Annotated in this window: 13 protein-coding genes; 6 read left to right on the top strand and 7 right to left on the bottom strand. The window is 69.4% G+C overall.

What is annotated here, in order from left to right; genetic code table 11:
- Positions 1 to 34: 34 nt before the first annotated feature.
- Positions 35 to 655, bottom strand: coding sequence for a glutathione S-transferase family protein (locus tag ACO6VK_RS11625; RefSeq protein ID WP_422507305.1), 621 nt, complete (start codon positions 653 to 655; stop codon positions 35 to 37).
- A 103-nt stretch (positions 656 to 758) separates the two neighbouring features.
- Here ACO6VK_RS11625 and ACO6VK_RS11620 point away from each other — a divergent pair, with 103 nt between their 5' ends.
- A complete protein-coding gene (locus ACO6VK_RS11620; RefSeq protein WP_422507303.1) occupies positions 759 to 962 on the top strand; it encodes a hypothetical protein in 204 nt (67 codons plus the stop codon).
- Between the two features lie 122 nt (positions 963 to 1,084).
- Here the strand turns inward: ACO6VK_RS11620 and ACO6VK_RS11615 are convergent, their stop codons facing one another.
- Positions 1,085 to 3,262: a primosomal protein N' gene (locus tag ACO6VK_RS11615; protein ID WP_422507309.1), complete on the bottom strand. Its 2,178-nt coding sequence runs from the start codon at positions 3,260 to 3,262 to the stop codon at positions 1,085 to 1,087.
- Positions 3,263 to 3,747: 485 nt separating this feature from the next.
- Here ACO6VK_RS11615 and ACO6VK_RS11610 point away from each other — a divergent pair, with 485 nt between their 5' ends.
- From ACO6VK_RS11610 to sppA, 4 genes are all read left to right on the top strand, one after another.
- Positions 3,748 to 4,752: a hypothetical protein gene (locus ACO6VK_RS11610; RefSeq protein WP_422507301.1), complete on the top strand. Its 1,005-nt coding sequence runs from the start codon at positions 3,748 to 3,750 to the stop codon at positions 4,750 to 4,752.
- Positions 4,745 to 5,317, top strand: coding sequence for a DUF3106 domain-containing protein (locus tag ACO6VK_RS11605; protein WP_422507299.1), 573 nt, complete (start codon positions 4,745 to 4,747; stop codon positions 5,315 to 5,317). The genes ACO6VK_RS11610 and ACO6VK_RS11605 overlap by 8 nt, the downstream gene beginning before the upstream one ends.
- Before the next feature lie 119 nt (positions 5,318 to 5,436).
- Complete coding sequence (locus ACO6VK_RS11600; RefSeq protein ID WP_422507297.1) at positions 5,437 to 6,804, top strand: MATE family efflux transporter; 1,368 nt, start codon at positions 5,437 to 5,439, stop codon at positions 6,802 to 6,804.
- Between the two features lie 73 nt (positions 6,805 to 6,877).
- Positions 6,878 to 8,782: a signal peptide peptidase SppA gene (gene sppA / locus ACO6VK_RS11595; protein WP_422507295.1), complete on the top strand. Its 1,905-nt coding sequence runs from the start codon at positions 6,878 to 6,880 to the stop codon at positions 8,780 to 8,782.
- Between the two features lie 66 nt (positions 8,783 to 8,848).
- On the opposite strand, the gene ACO6VK_RS11590 is transcribed toward sppA, so the two are convergent.
- Complete coding sequence (locus ACO6VK_RS11590; protein WP_422507293.1) at positions 8,849 to 9,085, bottom strand: hypothetical protein; 237 nt, start codon at positions 9,083 to 9,085, stop codon at positions 8,849 to 8,851.
- A gap of 162 nt (positions 9,086 to 9,247) precedes the next feature.
- Here ACO6VK_RS11590 and ACO6VK_RS11585 point away from each other — a divergent pair, with 162 nt between their 5' ends.
- Entirely contained in the window at positions 9,248 to 10,024 is a 777-nt protein-coding gene (locus tag ACO6VK_RS11585; protein WP_422507291.1) for an SDR family oxidoreductase, read from the top strand.
- A 10-nt stretch (positions 10,025 to 10,034) separates the two neighbouring features.
- Here ACO6VK_RS11585 and ACO6VK_RS11580 read toward each other — a convergent pair whose 3' ends face one another.
- The 4 genes from ACO6VK_RS11580 to ACO6VK_RS11565 are packed head-to-tail and all read right to left on the bottom strand — an operon-like array spanning position 10,035 to position 14,764.
- The gene (locus ACO6VK_RS11580) at positions 10,035 to 10,781 is read right to left on the bottom strand and encodes a DUF4124 domain-containing protein (protein ID WP_422507289.1); all 747 of its coding nucleotides are present in this window, start codon (positions 10,779 to 10,781) and stop codon (positions 10,035 to 10,037) included.
- A 49-nt stretch (positions 10,782 to 10,830) separates the two neighbouring features.
- Complete coding sequence (locus ACO6VK_RS11575; protein WP_422507287.1) at positions 10,831 to 11,631, bottom strand: DUF4124 domain-containing protein; 801 nt, start codon at positions 11,629 to 11,631, stop codon at positions 10,831 to 10,833.
- Positions 11,632 to 11,687: 56 nt separating this feature from the next.
- The gene (locus tag ACO6VK_RS11570) at positions 11,688 to 12,248 is read right to left on the bottom strand and encodes a Sua5/YciO/YrdC/YwlC family protein (protein ID WP_422507285.1); all 561 of its coding nucleotides are present in this window, start codon (positions 12,246 to 12,248) and stop codon (positions 11,688 to 11,690) included.
- A gap of 17 nt (positions 12,249 to 12,265) precedes the next feature.
- Complete coding sequence (locus tag ACO6VK_RS11565) at positions 12,266 to 14,764, bottom strand: DNA topoisomerase I (RefSeq protein WP_422507283.1); 2,499 nt, start codon at positions 14,762 to 14,764, stop codon at positions 12,266 to 12,268.
- Positions 14,765 to 14,792 lie beyond the last annotated feature (28 nt).

The raw sequence follows: 14,792 nt of genomic DNA, 5'->3' as shown, positions 1-14,792 counted from the left end.
ACCAACGGTCGCCTCTACCGGGGACGGTCCCGGCTCAGGTCAACGCCGTCATTACGCCGCGCTGGTAGGCCGGGCGCTGTTTCAGGCGTTCGTACCAATCGGCCAGGTGCGGCAGCGCGGGGCGTTGGATCGGCATTTCGAACCAGGCGTAGGCAAAGGCGCCCAACGGAATGTCGCCCATCGCGAAACGCTCCCCTGACAACCACGGCTGGCGCGACAACGCGTCGTCGGCCATCGCCAGCAACTCGCCCGAGCGCACCAGTGCGGTGGCGATGCGCGCTTCGTCGCGGTCGGCCGGCGCGGTGCGCAGGGTGCCCCAGAACAGATCGCGGAACGCGCCGGAAAACGTGGAGGTGGTCCAGTCCATCCACTTCTCCGACTGCGCACGCTCGACCACATCTTCCGGGTACAGCGTGCCCAGCGCGTAGCGCGCGGCCAGGTAGCGCACGATGGTGTTGGACTCCCACAGCGGCAGCCCGTGGTCTTCGATCACCGGCACCAGTCCGTTGGGATTCATCGCACGGTACTCCGGCGACTGCGTGCCGCCAAACGCGCCGCCGACCTCGATCGACTCGTACGGCGCGCCGATTTCCTCGGCGCACCACAGCACCTTGCGCACGTTGCTGGAATTGCGACGGCCCCAGATCTTCAGCATGGTCAGGCTTCCCGTTTGAATGGAATGCGCGCCACGTGGCCGCGCGGTGCGGCTACGATACGCCGATCGACCGCGTCGCGGTCACCTTCAAGGAGCGAATCGGATGGGGATGTACGTCATGGAAGTGGGCCTTATCGCGCTGGGTGCGGTGTTGCTGGTGGTGGGCTATCGCCGCAACCGCCGCAACATGCTGGTCGCGGCCGCGCTGGTGTTGCTGGCCAGCGGTGCGGTCCCGGAGCTGGTCACGGGTTTCAGCGACGGACGCGCCAACGCCGACGCGCGATCGCTGGCCGCGCTGCAGCGCTGAGATCGCATTTTCGCGCGAGGGGCAGCGCAGCCGACCAACGGTCGGCTCTACCCGCGTGGCGTTACCGGGGCGGCGCGTTCAATAGCAGCCGACCAGCGGTCGGCTCGACCAACGCGGCGCGCTCAATAGAGGTCTGTCGGGTCCACATCCAGCGACCAGCGCACGCGGCGTGCCTGCGGCAGCGCGTGGATCTGCGGGGTGACCTGGTCCAGTGCACGGTGCAGCGGTCCGCGCGCGGGCGCTGACAGCAGCAGCTGCACGCGCTGGTAGCCGGCGCGGCGCGGCATCGGGGCCGGCATCGGGCCGTAGCGTTCGATCACGGCGTCATCGGGCACCAGCGCGCGCACCGCCATCAGCATGGCGTTGGCCTGCTCCACCTGCTGCGCTTCGGCGCGCAGCAGGGCCAGGTGCGCGAACGGCGGGAAGCCGGCGGCCTCACGCTGCTGCAGCTCGGCGGCGGCAAAGGCGTGGTAGCCGCCATTGACCAGGGTTTCCAGCAGCGGGTGCCCGGGGTGGTGGGTCTGCAGCCAGACCTCGCCGGGATGCTCGGCACGTCCGGCCCGACCGGCCACCTGGATCAGCTGCTGGGCCAGCTTCTCGCTGGCGCGGAAGTCGGCCGAGAACAGGCCTTCGTCGATGCCCACCACCACCACCAGCGTGAGCTTGGGCAGGTCGTGGCCCTTGGCCAGGATCTGAGTGCCGACCAGGATGCCGGCCTGGTCACCGAGTATGGCCAGCTGGGTCTCCAGCGCATCGCGTTTGCCGGTGGTGCCGCGATCGATGCGGATCACCGGTACGTCGGGGAACGCCTCGACCAGATGCTCTTCCAGCCGCTCGGTGCCGATGCCCTGCGGCTGCAGGGCCAGGCTGCCGCAGTCCGGGCAGGCCAACGGCGCCGACTGGCGCGCGCCGCAGTGATGGCATTGCAGCCGGCGCCCGCCGGCATGCACGGTCATCGGCGCATCGCAGCGCTGGCAGGGGGCGGTCCAGCCGCAGTCATGGCACAGCAGCACCGGCGCGTAGCCGCGACGGTTCTTGAACACCAGCACCTGGTGCCCGGCCTGCACATGCTGGGCGATGCCGTCCAGCACCTCCGGTGACAGCCCGTCGCGCAGCGGGCGCTTGCGCACGTCCAGCACCCGCACGCGCGGCGGCCGCGCCTCGCCGGCCCGCTGTTTCAGGCGCAGGTGCGTGTAGCGCCCGGCCTGCGCGTTGTGCAGCGATTCCAGCGACGGCGTGGCGCTGCCCAGCACCACCGGCACATCCAGCGCCTTGGCGCGCACCAGGGCGAAATCGCGGGCGTGGTAGCGGATGCCGTCCTGCTGCTTGTAGCTGCCATCGTGCTCTTCATCGACCACGATCAACCCGGCATTGGGCAACGGGGTGAACACCGCCGAGCGCGTGCCGACGATGATCTGCGCCTCGCCCCGGGCGGCAGCGGCCCATACCCGCGCGCGCTCGTTGTCGTTCAGGCCCGAATGCAGGGCGTGTACCGGAATGCCGAAACGGGTGCGGAAGCGTGACAGCGTCTGCGGCGTGAGGCCGATCTCGGGGACCAGCACCAGTGCCTGCCGGCCCTGCGCCAGGCAGGTGGCGATGGCCTGCAGATACACCTCGGTCTTGCCGCTGCCGGTCACGCCATCGAGCAGAAACGGCGCGAAACCTGTCGCAGCGGTGATCGCGGCGATGGCCGCGGCCTGTTCGGGATTGGGGGTGGGCGCGGCGCGCACGCTGACCGGCGGTGCCGAATGCGACAGTGCCACCCGCTCCACCAGCCCGCGCTTGGCCAGCGAACGCGCGGCGCTGCGCCAGTCGTCCATGAGGTCATCCAGCCGGTCCTCGTCCACCGGCCCGTCGGCCAGGCAGGTCGCCAGGCGCTGTGGGCGCGTGCCGGCACGCAGCCGCTCACGCTGCCGGGTGCCCTCGGCGGTGAGCTGCCAGCCCCACGGATGGGTGTCCGGCACCGGATCGCCCCGCCGCAACGGCGCCGGCAGCGCGGTACTCACCACCTCGCCGAGCGGGGCATGGGTATAGCGTGCCAGCCACTGCAGCGAGGCCCAGAGCTCGCCGCCCAGCAGCGGCTGCGGATCGATCCACGCCAGGGCCTCGCGCAGGCTGTCCGGGCGCTCCACCGCCCCGATGGCGGCGACCATGCCGACCAGCTCGCGCGCACCGAACGGCACCCGCACCCGGCAGCCGACCTGGCCGGACCCGGCGGTCGTCCCCGGCGGCGGGGCGTAGTCGAACACCTGCGGCAACGGCACCGGCAGGGCCACGCGCAGGGTCGGGAAAGACGGGATCGGATCGGGCAGGGCAGGCACCGGAACGGGCAGAACGGGGTTGGGCATCGGTGCAGTGTAGCGGCCCGGCCGGACCGGTCGGCCCCCCATCAAGACAGTCTCGCAACGTGGCGAGAAGGATAAATCGCACCTAAATATCGGTGTGGATTGGAGATTCAGGCTTATCCACATCTTCTGTGGATAAGTCTGTGTGCGACTGCCGATCTTGGGACGTTGGGTAAGGGAGTTCCGACCTTCCAGTTAGGTTGGTCAAAAAATAGCCACATAACAATAGTCAATAAAAACAAATGGATAGCTGTGAAACAAAGCTGAAACATGGTGGGGCGGCCTGACTGCGGGGTTGCTTATGCCGAAATCGTTGGTGCTGTGCACAACCTGCGCGTGTTCCAGGCAGGGAAGGAGGCCATCACCTTCACATGTCAACTACATCGGCATGCCGGACTGCCGGCGCAATCGCTATCATTTGCCCACTTGATGGAGTTGCTATGACGGCTGCGACCGCCCCCGTTTCTTCTACTGCAGCCGGTGCGCTGTCGGCGTTTCTCCGCGGCGTCGAACGCCGTGCCCTGGTGGTGGCCGAGCTCCAGTGCGGCGACCCCACCGTGGCCGAGCAGGCCCTGGTGGCGGTGATGCGCGCCTTTGCCGGCATCGCCAGCGATGTGCCGATGGCCCAATGGCCGGACCGGTTCTGGATCCTGCTGGCGCACCGCAACCCGATCCGCCTGCCCGCAGCGGGGGGCCAATGGCCGCCCGAGCTGGGCCATCTGCCGGCGCTGGCACCGCCGGCCCGGCTGGCGCTGCTGCTGCGTGTCGGCGGCGGCCTGGACGAGGCGGCCGCCGCGCAGATCCTGGATCTGCCGGTCGCCGACTACCAGCAGGCGCTCGCCGAGGCCTGCCCGCGCGATGCCCAGGGCCACCCGGATGCGGCCGGCTGGCGCGCGCTGGCCGAACAGGTCCAGCAGCGCCTGCGCGATGTGCCGGCCGCGCGCCTGCAGCGTCTGCAGCAGCCGGTGGCAGCGCCGGCCGCCCCCACCGATGCGGCATCGTGGCGGACCCCGGTCAAAACCGACGCCGCACCCGCGCCACGCGCCCGGGCCCGCCGCCAGGGACGCCGTGTGCCGTGGCGCGGCCTGGTGATCGTGGCGGGAACGGTGGCGGCGCTGCTGGGCGGTGCCACGTGGTGGAAGCACAGCCGTTCGGCGGTCGATCCGGCCGCCAGCGTGCCCGAAGGTGCGGTGGCCGTGGACAACCCGGTCAGCACCGAAGCCCTGCCCGAGGCCGATCCGCCGACCACCGCACCGGCCGCCGCCCCCCATGCGGCCAGCGATGCGGCGATGCTCGCCGATCCGGACCTGGCGGTGGCGCGCGATGCCGATCTGTATGCGTGGTTCGCCGCGGGCGGCCCGGTGCCGGTGGATGAGTCGCAGCCGCAACCCAGCCGCCCCGAACCCGCAACCGCCGGCCTGGAGACGGCAGGCGCCGATGAATAAGCCGATTCTGCTGCTGGCCTGCCTGGCCGCGACCCTGTCCGTGCCCGCAGCGGCGACGTCGGTACCGCTGCCGCTGCCGGTGCCGTCCGAGGCTGCGCCGGTGCCGGCTACCCGCACCGCCATTCCGACCACCGCCACCGCGCTGGACCCGGCCCAGCTGGCCGATCTGCGTGGCCGCTACGCCGTGTGGCAGTCGCTGCCCGAGTCCGAACGTGCCCGCGTGCGCGACGGGGCACGCCGTATCGCAGCCCTGTCACCGGCCCAGCAGCAGGCCCTGCGCGAGCGATTCGCCCAGCAGGACCAGCGCTTCCGCGACGGCTGGCTGCTCGGACCGCAGCTTGGCCAGTGGTTTCCAAAGCTGCAGGGCCTGTTCGGCTACCTGCCGGCCGAGCAGCGCGAACCGGCGCTGGCCATCCTGCGCCAGCTCAATGTGGACCAGCTTGCCCAGCTCAGCCTGATCGCCCAGCGCACGCCGCCGCAGGAGCGCGAGCAGGTGCGCAGCCAGTTCCTCGCGCTGGCACCGGGCGCGCGTGATGCGTGGCTGAAGCAGCACGTCGGTCACTGACGCCGAGGCGCCGTTTACCCGGCATCGTGGGTTTTGTCATGCCACGCGCGTAAGATGGCGGGCCGCAACCCGGTGCCTGTGCCCTCCGCGCGCGACCGTAGTTGCCGTCTGTGATCCCCATGTCCATCGCTACCCCCACGCCGCGCCTTTCCCAGGAAGTGCGCGCCACCGGCCTGCTTGCGTTGCCGCTGGTGCTCGGCCACGTCTCCACCGGCCTGATCTCGTTCGTCGACAACGTCATCGCCGGCCACCACGGCACGCAGACCCTCGCTGCGGTCACCATCGGCACCGCGCTGCTGTGGCTGCCGATGCTGATTCCGATCGGCACGCTGATCTCGCTCACCGCCTCGGTGTCGCAGCTGCACGGTGCCGGCCGCGAGCGTGAGATCGGCCCGCTGTTCCGCCAGGCGCTGTGGCTGGCGCTGGGGCTGGGCCTGATCATGTTCGCCTTCCTCACGGTGGTGCCGCCGCTGCTGCCGGCGTTCGGCATCGCGCCGGACATCGTGCCCGGCGCGACCGCGTTCCTGCATGCCGTGCGCTGGGGTGGCCCGGCGCTGACGCTGTACTTCTGCATGCGCTACCTCAGCGAGGGAATGCACTGGACGCTGCCGACCATGATCCTGGGCTTCGGCGGCCTGCTGGTGCTGGCGCCGCTGGGCTATGTGCTGTGCTACGGCAAGCTGGGTTTCCCTGAAATGGGCGCGGAGGGGCTGGGTATCGCCTCGGCGACCATGATGTGGCTCCAGGCGGCGTGCTTTGCCGGCTACCTGTGGAAAACCAAACGCTTCGCCCACCTGCAGCTGTTCTCGCACCTCGAGCTGCCGCGCTGGTCCGCAATCTGGGACCTGCTGCGTACGGGCCTGCCGATCGGCATTACCGTGCTGATGGAAGGCGGCCTGTTCATCGTGACCGCGCTGCTGATCGGCCGCCTCGGTGCCACCGAAGCGGCGTCCCACCAGATTGCGATCAACGTGGCCCAGCTGTGCTTCATGATCCCGATGGGGGTGGCCGAGGCCACCACCGTGCGTGTGGGTCACGCGGTCGGCAGCGGCAACGGGCTGGGCGTGCGGCGCGCAGCCAATGCCGGCCTGGTGATCATCCTGGGCACGCAGACGCTGTCGGCGCTGGCGCTGCTGTTCGGCCACGATGCCATCGTCGGGGTCTACACCGCCGACCTGGGCGTGGCCGCCCTGGCCTCCACGCTGCTGCTGTACGCGGCCGCCTTCCAGTTCCCGGACGGCATCCAGGTGCTGTCGGCCGGCGCGCTGCGCGGCCTCAAAGACACCCGGGTGCCGATGTTCATCGCCATGTTCTCGTACTGGGGGCTGGGCATGCCGCTCGGCGCCGGGCTGGGCCTGTGGCTGGGCATGGGGCCGCAGGGCATGTGGCTCGGCCTGATCCTGGGCCTGACCGCGGCGGCGATCCTGATGGCCTGGCGTCTTCGCGTCAGCAGTCGCCGCATCGGGCTCGCCCACGCGTCACCCTGACTTGTGTCCGATGCCGGATCGACCGGCACCGGCTATTCTGGCAGTACGGCAAGAAGCCAACCTGGAGTTTTCCATGAACCAACCCGCGCGTCGCAATCCCGTCGCCAGCTTCTTCATCGGGCTGTGGGATGTGATGAACTTTACCCGCAGGCTGATCCTCAACCTGCTGTTCTTCGGTCTGTTGTTCCTGCTGCTGATCGTGTTCATCGTCGCGATGGGCAAGGGCGCCGGCGCCAGCAAGCCGTTGCAGGACCGCACCACGCTGGTGATCGCGCCGGAAGGCCGCCTGGTGGAGCAGTTCAGCGCCGATCCGGTCAGCCGCGCGCTGGCCCGGGCCGTGGGCGACAACAGCGCCGAGGAAGTGCAGCTGCGCGACCTGATCCGCGCCATCGAAGCGGCCCGCGACGACAAGAAGATCGAGCGGGTGGTGCTGCAGCTGGACAAGCTGCAGCCGAGCGGTTTCGCCTCGATGCGCGAAGTGGTCGCAGCGCTGCAGGAGCTGCGCGCGGCCAAGAAGCAGGTCGTGGCCTTCAGCGAGAACATGAGCCAGTCGCAGTACCTGCTGGCCTCGCAGGCCGATGAGGTCTACCTCGATCCGATGGGCTCGGTGGTGCTGGAAGGCCTCGGCCGTTACCGCCAGTACTTCCGCACCGGCCTGCAGGACAAGCTGGGCGTGGACGTGCACCTGTTCAAGGTGGGCGAGTTCAAGTCCGCCGCCGAGCCGTACGTGCTCGACGCCGCGTCGCCGCAGGCCAAGGAAGCGGACCTGTTCTGGATGAACGACGTGTGGCAGCGCTACCTCGGCGACATCGCCAAGGCCCGCAAGCTGGACGCCGCGCAGCTGGCCGCCGGTATCGACACCATGCCTGAAGGCGTGGCCGCCGCCGGTGGCGACCTGGCCAAGTTCGCCCTGCAGCAGAAGCTGGTCGACGGCCTGAAGACCCGTGAGGAAGTGGACGACCTGCTGGCCGACCGGGGCGTGGCCGATGGCGACGCCGACGGCGGCTACCGCAACGTCAACATGGACGCCTACCTGGCGCTGCTCGACACCCGCCGCTCGCCGGTGGATGCGCGTCCGCAGGTGGCCGTGGTGGTGGCGGCCGGCGAGATCTCCGGCGGCGACCAGCCGGCAGGCCGCATCGGTGGCGAGTCCACCGCCGCGCTGCTGCGCGAAGCGCGCGACGACAAGGACGTGAAGGCCGTGGTGCTGCGCGTGGATTCGCCGGGCGGTGAAGTGTTCGCCTCCGAGCAGATCCGTCGCGAAGTGGTCGCACTGAAGGCCGCCGGCAAGCCGGTGGTGGTGTCGATGGGTGACCTGGCTGCCTCCGGTGGTTACTGGATCAGCATGAATGCCGATCGCATCTATGCCGACGCCTCGACCATCACCGGGTCGATCGGCATCTTCGGCATGATCCCCAATGTCAGCCGTTCGCTGGACAAGATCGGCGTGCACACCGACGGCGTGGGTACCACGCGCTTCGCCGGTGCCTACGACATCACCCGCCCGATGGACCCGGCCGTGGGCCAGGTCATCCAGTCGGTGATCAACAAGGGCTACGCCGACTTCACCGGCAAGGTTGCCGAGGCCCGCAGCAAGCCGGTCGAAGCCGTCGATGAGGTGGCCCGTGGCCGTGTGTGGAGCGGCGCTCAGGCCAAGGAGCGCGGGCTGGTCGATGCGTTCGGTGGGCTCAAGACGGCGGTCGCCGATGCGGCCGGGCGTGCCAAGCTCGGCAAGAGCGATGCGTACCGCGTGCGCTACATCGAGAAGGGCGCCACGCCGTTCGCGCAGTTCGTCAGCGGGTTCGCCGGCAGCCGCATGGGCGGTTACATGCTCAGCGAATCGGGCATGGCGCGCATGATGCTGGCCCGTTCGATGCCGGAACTGGATACCCAGCTGCGCTTCGTCGAAGACGCGGCGCGCGACCCGCGCGGCAGCGCACCGGTCAAGGCACTGGCGTACTGCTTCTGCGGCTTCTGACCGCGTCACCGCGACATCAAAAAAGCCCGGCAGATGCCGGGCTTTTTTTTTGCGCCACCACGCCGGTCAGCGCGGCGCCGGCGTAGCCGAGGTATAGGTGGCGGCACGTTCGGCGGCGTCCAGGTCGGGCGCCTTTTCCAGCATCGCTCCCGCGGCCTTGGCGCGGTCCAGTGGCTGATGGATCGCATCGCGCATCTGCGTGGCCTGGGGCTCGGGCGGGGTGTCCGGGGCCGGTGGCACCGGGCGATTGCAGGCGCCCAGCAGGACCAGCGCCGGCAGCAACAGGAGGGTTCGCAGGGACATGGCAACCTCGCAACACACACGGACGGAGACGGCAGTGTCGCACCGCTTGGCGCGGCCTGTGTGAGGATGCGCGTGCGCGTTATCCTGTTGCCCGGGGCACCGTGTGTGGTGCCCGCACAGACGATTCCACGGCCGCCGCGCGGCCACCGGCAGGAGAACACCGTGAGCACGCAACGTTGGCGATTGGATGGACAGACCGCATTGATCACCGGCGCCAGTGCCGGCATCGGCCTGGCGATCGCGCGGGAGCTGCTCGGGTTCGGTGCCGACCTGCTGATCGTGGGCCGCGACGCCGATGCGCTGGAGATGGCGCGCGATGAGCTGGCCGATGCCTTCCCCGACCGCGAGATCCACGGCCTGGCCGCCGATGTCTCCGACGACGAGGACCGCCGCGAGATCCTCGACTGGGTGGAAGACCACGCCGATGGCCTGCACCTGCTGGTCAACAACGCCGGCGGCAACGTCACCAAGCCGGCCATCGAGTACACCGAGGACGAATGGCGGGGCATCTTCGAGACCAACCTGTTCTCGGCGTTCGAACTGTCGCGCTACGCCCACCCGCTGCTGACCCGGCACGCGTCGTCGGCGATCGTCAATGTCGGCAGCGTGTCCGGCCTGACCCACGTCCGCAGCGGCGCGGTGTACGGCATGACCAAGGCGGCGATGCACCAGATGACCCGCAACCTCGCGGTGGAATGGGCCGAGGACGGCATCCGCGTCAACGCGGTGGCGCCGTGGTACATCCGTACCCGCCGCACCTCCGGCCCGCTGTCCGATCCGGACTATTACGACCAGGTGATCGAGCGCACGCCGATGCGCCGGATCGGCGAGCCCGACGAAGTGGCCGCCGCCGTGGGGTTCCTGTGCCTGCCCGCCGCCAGCTACATCACCGGCGAATGCATCGCCGTGGATGGCGGCTTCCTGCGCTACGGGTTCTAGCGCGCCAGCATCAATCCGGTACGGCGCAATCGCTGGCGGCCAGCACGGCATGCAGGCGCTCGCGCTCGGCCGCGGCGGCCGCCTGATTGTCGGCCGTGGCGAAGCGTTCGCGCCCGCGGGCGTCGCGGAAGCGCTGCTGCCAGCTGGCGCAGCGTTGCGTGTCCGGCACCGCCTCGCAGGCGTCGCGCACCACCTCGCAACCGGCCGCGTTGACCGGCGTGTTGCCGCCGCCCAGCCCGGTCACCGACATCAGCAGGCAGATCGGCGGTGCCGGCTCCAGCTCATGCAGGTAGGTGCCACGCTCGGTGGACTCGCAGCGGTAGATCGGTGGCAGTGGCGCCTTGGGCGCTGCTGCCTCGGTGGCGTCGTTGGCCGCCGTGGCCGTGTCCCGGCGCAGGGTGTCGCTGTCGAGGATGCCGTTGTCGCTGTCGTCGGCCGGCGCGGCCTGCAACACCGGCAGCGCGCCCGGCGCCGGCACCAGCGGCAGCGGTACCGGCACGGTGGCATCGCGAGGCACCGGCGACGCCGCTGATGCAGGCGCAGGCGCAGGCGTGGCGACAGGAGCCGTACGGGCCGGCATCGCGATGCGCTGGATGCGCTGCTGGCTGCCGGGCGGGCAGGCGGTGTTCTGGATGGTCAGGCCGCCGTCGGCGGCCGTGCAGCGGTAGAACACCGCGTCCTCGGCCATTGCCGGCAGCGTCAGTGCCAGCCCGGCCAGCGCGCAGGCGCGCAGCGCGCGCACAGGGAAAAACGTCATGCGGTCGGGTTCACACGTGGTGGAATGGGGAGGTCCAGAGCGAAGCGGGTCAGTTGCAGTCGCGGTCCAGCCGCGCATCGATGCTGCGCTGTTCGCGGTTGATCGCGTCGCGTTCGCTCTGCAGGGCGCTGTTGTAGCGGCGCTGCAGTTCCCAGCGCCGGTCGTTCAGGCGTGAGCATACGTCCTGCTGCGGCAGCGGGTGGCAGGTATCGCGCACCAGCACGTTGCCGGCCGGCATCTCCACTCCACCGTAGCCGGGCCGCGGATAGCCGTTGCCCTCCCACTGCGAACTGCCGCCGCCGAACTCCAGACGGCCGCCGACATGCGAACCCTTTCCGGAGATCGACACCGATCCGCCGCTGGCGGTCACCGAGCCGCTGTCCATCGGAACCACCGGCGGCAGCGGACGCGGCGGCCGGCCGCCACCCGGCGGACGCGGCCCGGGACGGCCCGGCGGGTAGGGCAGATACACGCTGGTCCACACCGGCACCCAGCGCGGGTTGCCTTCGTTGCTGTCGCTGACGTAGCGGTCGCCGTCGCTGGTGACGCATTCGTACATCGGCTGCGGTGGCTTCACGTACACGTGGCGCACCTCGCGCTCGGGCGCGCGGGTGGCCGCCGGCGTGGCCGGATCGGCGTCGCTGCGGACCACGCGCGGGGCCGGGTCGCGCGGGCGCTGCATGTCGCGCACTTCCTGCTTGCCGGTGCTGCACGGCGCATCCTGCAGCGACACCGCGCCATTGCTGCCTACGCAGCGGTAGATGCGCACACTGGCATCCTGCTGGGCACCGGCCGGGCCGGGGCCGAGCAGCAGGAACAACGGCAACCACAGGGCAGGGCGGGGGCGCATGGCCACAGTGTGCGGCTTTGCCGCGGTCCGCGCAAAACCCGCCGCGGGCGGGGGGCTCAGCTGCGCAGTACCTGGCCGCTGAGTGCGTCGCGGATCGGGGTCGGCTGGGCCAGGCCACCGGTGTCGCCCTCCACGATGCCCGCCAGCAGGGGCAGCAGGGCCGGGTCCAGCTCGCTGCGCTGGCGTGCCGGTGGCTGGCCGGCGAGGTTGGCACTGGTGGATACCAGCGGCCCGCCCCAGGCGCGGCACAGCGCGGCCACCAGCGGGTGGGCACTGATCCGCACGGCGATGCCGGTGTGCTCGCCGGTGATCCAGCGTGGTGCGCGCGGACCGGCCGGTACGATCCAGGTGTTGGCGCCCGGCCAGCTGGCCAGCACCTCGGCCAGACGCGCGGCGGGCAGCGCCTGCAGGTCCACCCAGCCCTCGAGCTGCGCGGTCTCGGCCGCGACCAGGATCATGCCCTTCTCGACCGGGCGCTGCTTGATTTCCAGCAGTGTCATCACCGCGGCTTCGTGGCCGGGATCGCAGCCCAGGCCCCACACCGCTTCGGTGGGGTAGGCGATCACCCCGCCAGCGCGCAGCGCAGGCAGGGCGGTGTCCGGGGTGAGTACGTTCATCAGGCGCTACCGGGGGGTCAGGCCTTCTTGGCGACGGCCTTCTTGGCCACCGTCTTCTTGGCGGCCTTCTTGGCAGCCGTCTTTTTGGTGGCGGCCTTCTTGGTGGCGGCCTTCTTGGTCGCCGTCTTCTTCACCGCCGCCTTCTTCGGCGCGGCCTCTTTCTTGACCGCCGCCTTCTTGGCCACGACCTTCTTGGCGGCCTTCTTGCCGAAGCCCTTGCGCACCGGCTTGCCGGTTTCTTCCATCAGCTGCTGGACTTCGGCCAGGGTCAACGAGGCGGGCTCGCGATCCTTGGGAATCTTGCCGTTCATCTTGCCGTCGCTGAGGTACGGGCCGAAACGACCGTTCAGCACCTGGATCTCGCTGCCCTCGAACTCCTTGATGATCCGGTTGCGCGCGATCTCTTCCTTCTCTTCGATCAGGAACACCGCACGGGCCAGGTCGATCGTATAGGGGTCATCTTCCTTCTTCAGCGAGGCATAGGTGCTGCCACGCTTGGCGAACGGCCCGAAGCGACCGATGCCGACGCTGACGTCCTCGCCGTTGTCCTGGCCCAGCGCACGCGGCATCAGGAACAGTTCCAGCGCGTCTTCCAGCGAAATGGTGTGCATCGACTGGCCGGGGCGCAGCGAGGCGAACTTCGGCTTGTCCTCGGCATCTTCGGCGGTGCTGCCGATCGCCGCGTACGGCCCGAAACGGCCCAGGCGCACGCTGACCGGCTTGCCGGTCTTGGGATCGGTGCCCAGCTCGCGGGCACCGCTGGCCTCGGCGCGGTCCACCGATTCCTTCTTCTCTTCGACCAGCTTGTTGAACGGTTCCCAGAAACGGGCCATCAACGGGATCCAGTCCTCTTCGCCACGCGACACCGCATCGAGCTCGTCCTCGAGCTTGGCGGTGAAGTCGTAGTCCACGTACTGGGTGAAGTGGCTGGACAGGAACTTGGACACGGCGCGGCCCACGTCCGACGGACGGAAGCTGCGGCCTTCCATTTCAACGTACTTGCGGAACAGCAGCGTCTGAATGATCGAGGCGTAGGTCGACGGACGGCCGATGCCGTACTCTTCCAGCGCCTTGACCAGCGCCGCTTCGGTGAAGCGCGGCGGCGGCTGGGTGAAGTGCTGTTCGGCCAGGATGCGTTCGAGCGGCACGCGGTCGCCGGGCTTCATCGACGGCAGCTTGCGGCCTTCATCGTCGTCCTCGGCGCTCTTGTTGTCCTTGCCTTCCTCGTACACGGCCAGGAAGCCGGGCACCACCACGGTGGTGCCGCTGGCGCGGAACACGTGTTCGCTGCCGGCCGAGAGATCCACGCTGACCGTGTTGAGGGTGGCCGGGATCATCTGGCAGGCCACCGCACGCTTCCAGATCAGCTCGTAGAGCTTGCGCTCGTCGTCGGTGAGGTAGCGCGAGACCTGGGCCGGGGTCCGCAGTGCCGAGGTCGGGCGCACCGCTTCGTGCGCTTCCTGGGCGTTCTTGGACTTGGTCTGGTAGGTGTTGGGCTTGTCCGGCAGCGCGGCAATGCCGTAATCACGCGCGATCACGTCGCGGATTTCGGCCAGCGCATCCTGCGACAGATTCACCGAGTCGGTACGCATGTACGAGATCAGGCCGACCGTGCCTTCATCGCCGATGGCCACGCCTTCGTACAGCTTCTGCGCCACCTGCATGGTCTTGCGCGTGGTGAAACCGAGCTTGCGCGAGGCTTCCTGCTGCAGCGTGGAGGTGGTGAACGGCGGCGCCGGACGGCGCTTGCGCTCCTTGCTGGCCACATCGGTGACGTGCAGCGCGCCCTGCGCGGCCTGCTGGATGCGCATCCGCGCGTCCTCTGCGGTGTCGCCGTCGGTCACCGTGAACTGTTCGAACTTCTTGCCGTCGAGCTTGATCAGGCGTGCATTGAAGTGCTGCGACGGGTGCGCGCACTCGGCATCGATGCTCCAGTACTCGCGGGCGATGAAGGCTTCGATCTCTTCCTCGCGCTCGACGATCATGCGCAGCGCCGGGCTCTGCACGCGGCCGGCGGACAGGCCGCGCTGCACCTTGCGCCACAGCACCGGAGAGAGGTTGAAGCCCACCAGGTAGTCCAGCGCGCGGCGCGCCTGCTGGGCATCGACCAGGTCGCCGGCGATCGCGCGCGGCTGGCTCATGGCTTCCTTGATGGCGCGCGGGGTGATCTCGGTGAAGACCACGCGCTGCATCGGCTTGTCCTTGACCAGCCCGCGTTCCTTCAGGATCTCGGCGATGTGCCAGCTGATCGCTTCACCCTCGCGATCCGGATCGGTCGCCAGAAAGATGTCGTCGGCGCCCTTGGCCGCCTTGGCAATCGCATCGACATGCTTCTCGTTCTTCTCGATCAGGTCGTAGCGCATCGCGAAGTTGTTGTCGGGATCGACCGCGCCTTCCTTCGGGACCAGATCGCGCACATGCCCATACGAGGCCAGGACGGTGAAGTCCTTGCCGAGGTATTTGTTGATCGTCTTGGCCTTGGCAGGCGATTCGACGATGAGCAGGTGCTTGGGCATGGCGTCTATTTCTATGGGCAGCAGCCCG

Source organism: Stenotrophomonas sp. GZD-301 (assembly GCF_049310345.1).
Taxonomy (GTDB): domain Bacteria; phylum Pseudomonadota; class Gammaproteobacteria; order Xanthomonadales; family Xanthomonadaceae; genus Stenotrophomonas.
The sequence above is the reverse complement of the archived record's forward strand: the minus strand, read 5'-3'. Positions and strand labels throughout refer to the sequence as shown.

What these genes read in the sequence shown, in the direction of transcription:
- ACO6VK_RS11625 (WP_422507305.1), bottom strand. Translation starts at nt 655, where the DNA reads ATGCTGAAGATCTGGGGCCGTCGCAATTCCAGCAACGTGCGCAAGGTG.
- sppA (WP_422507295.1), top strand. Translation starts at nt 6,878, where the DNA reads ATGAACCAACCCGCGCGTCGCAATCCCGTCGCCAGCTTCTTCATCGGG.
- ACO6VK_RS11605 (WP_422507299.1), top strand. Translation starts at nt 4,745, where the DNA reads ATGAATAAGCCGATTCTGCTGCTGGCCTGCCTGGCCGCGACCCTGTCC.
- ACO6VK_RS11620 (WP_422507303.1), top strand. Translation starts at nt 759, where the DNA reads ATGGGGATGTACGTCATGGAAGTGGGCCTTATCGCGCTGGGTGCGGTG.
- ACO6VK_RS11610 (WP_422507301.1), top strand. Translation starts at nt 3,748, where the DNA reads ATGACGGCTGCGACCGCCCCCGTTTCTTCTACTGCAGCCGGTGCGCTG.
- ACO6VK_RS11600 (WP_422507297.1), top strand. Translation starts at nt 5,437, where the DNA reads ATGTCCATCGCTACCCCCACGCCGCGCCTTTCCCAGGAAGTGCGCGCC.
- ACO6VK_RS11575 (WP_422507287.1), bottom strand. Translation starts at nt 11,631, where the DNA reads ATGCGCCCCCGCCCTGCCCTGTGGTTGCCGTTGTTCCTGCTGCTCGGC.
- ACO6VK_RS11565 (WP_422507283.1), bottom strand. Translation starts at nt 14,764, where the DNA reads ATGCCCAAGCACCTGCTCATCGTCGAATCGCCTGCCAAGGCCAAGACG.
- ACO6VK_RS11570 (WP_422507285.1), bottom strand. Translation starts at nt 12,248, where the DNA reads ATGAACGTACTCACCCCGGACACCGCCCTGCCTGCGCTGCGCGCTGGC.
- ACO6VK_RS11580 (WP_422507289.1), bottom strand. Translation starts at nt 10,781, where the DNA reads ATGACGTTTTTCCCTGTGCGCGCGCTGCGCGCCTGCGCGCTGGCCGGG.
- ACO6VK_RS11590 (WP_422507293.1), bottom strand. Translation starts at nt 9,085, where the DNA reads ATGTCCCTGCGAACCCTCCTGTTGCTGCCGGCGCTGGTCCTGCTGGGC.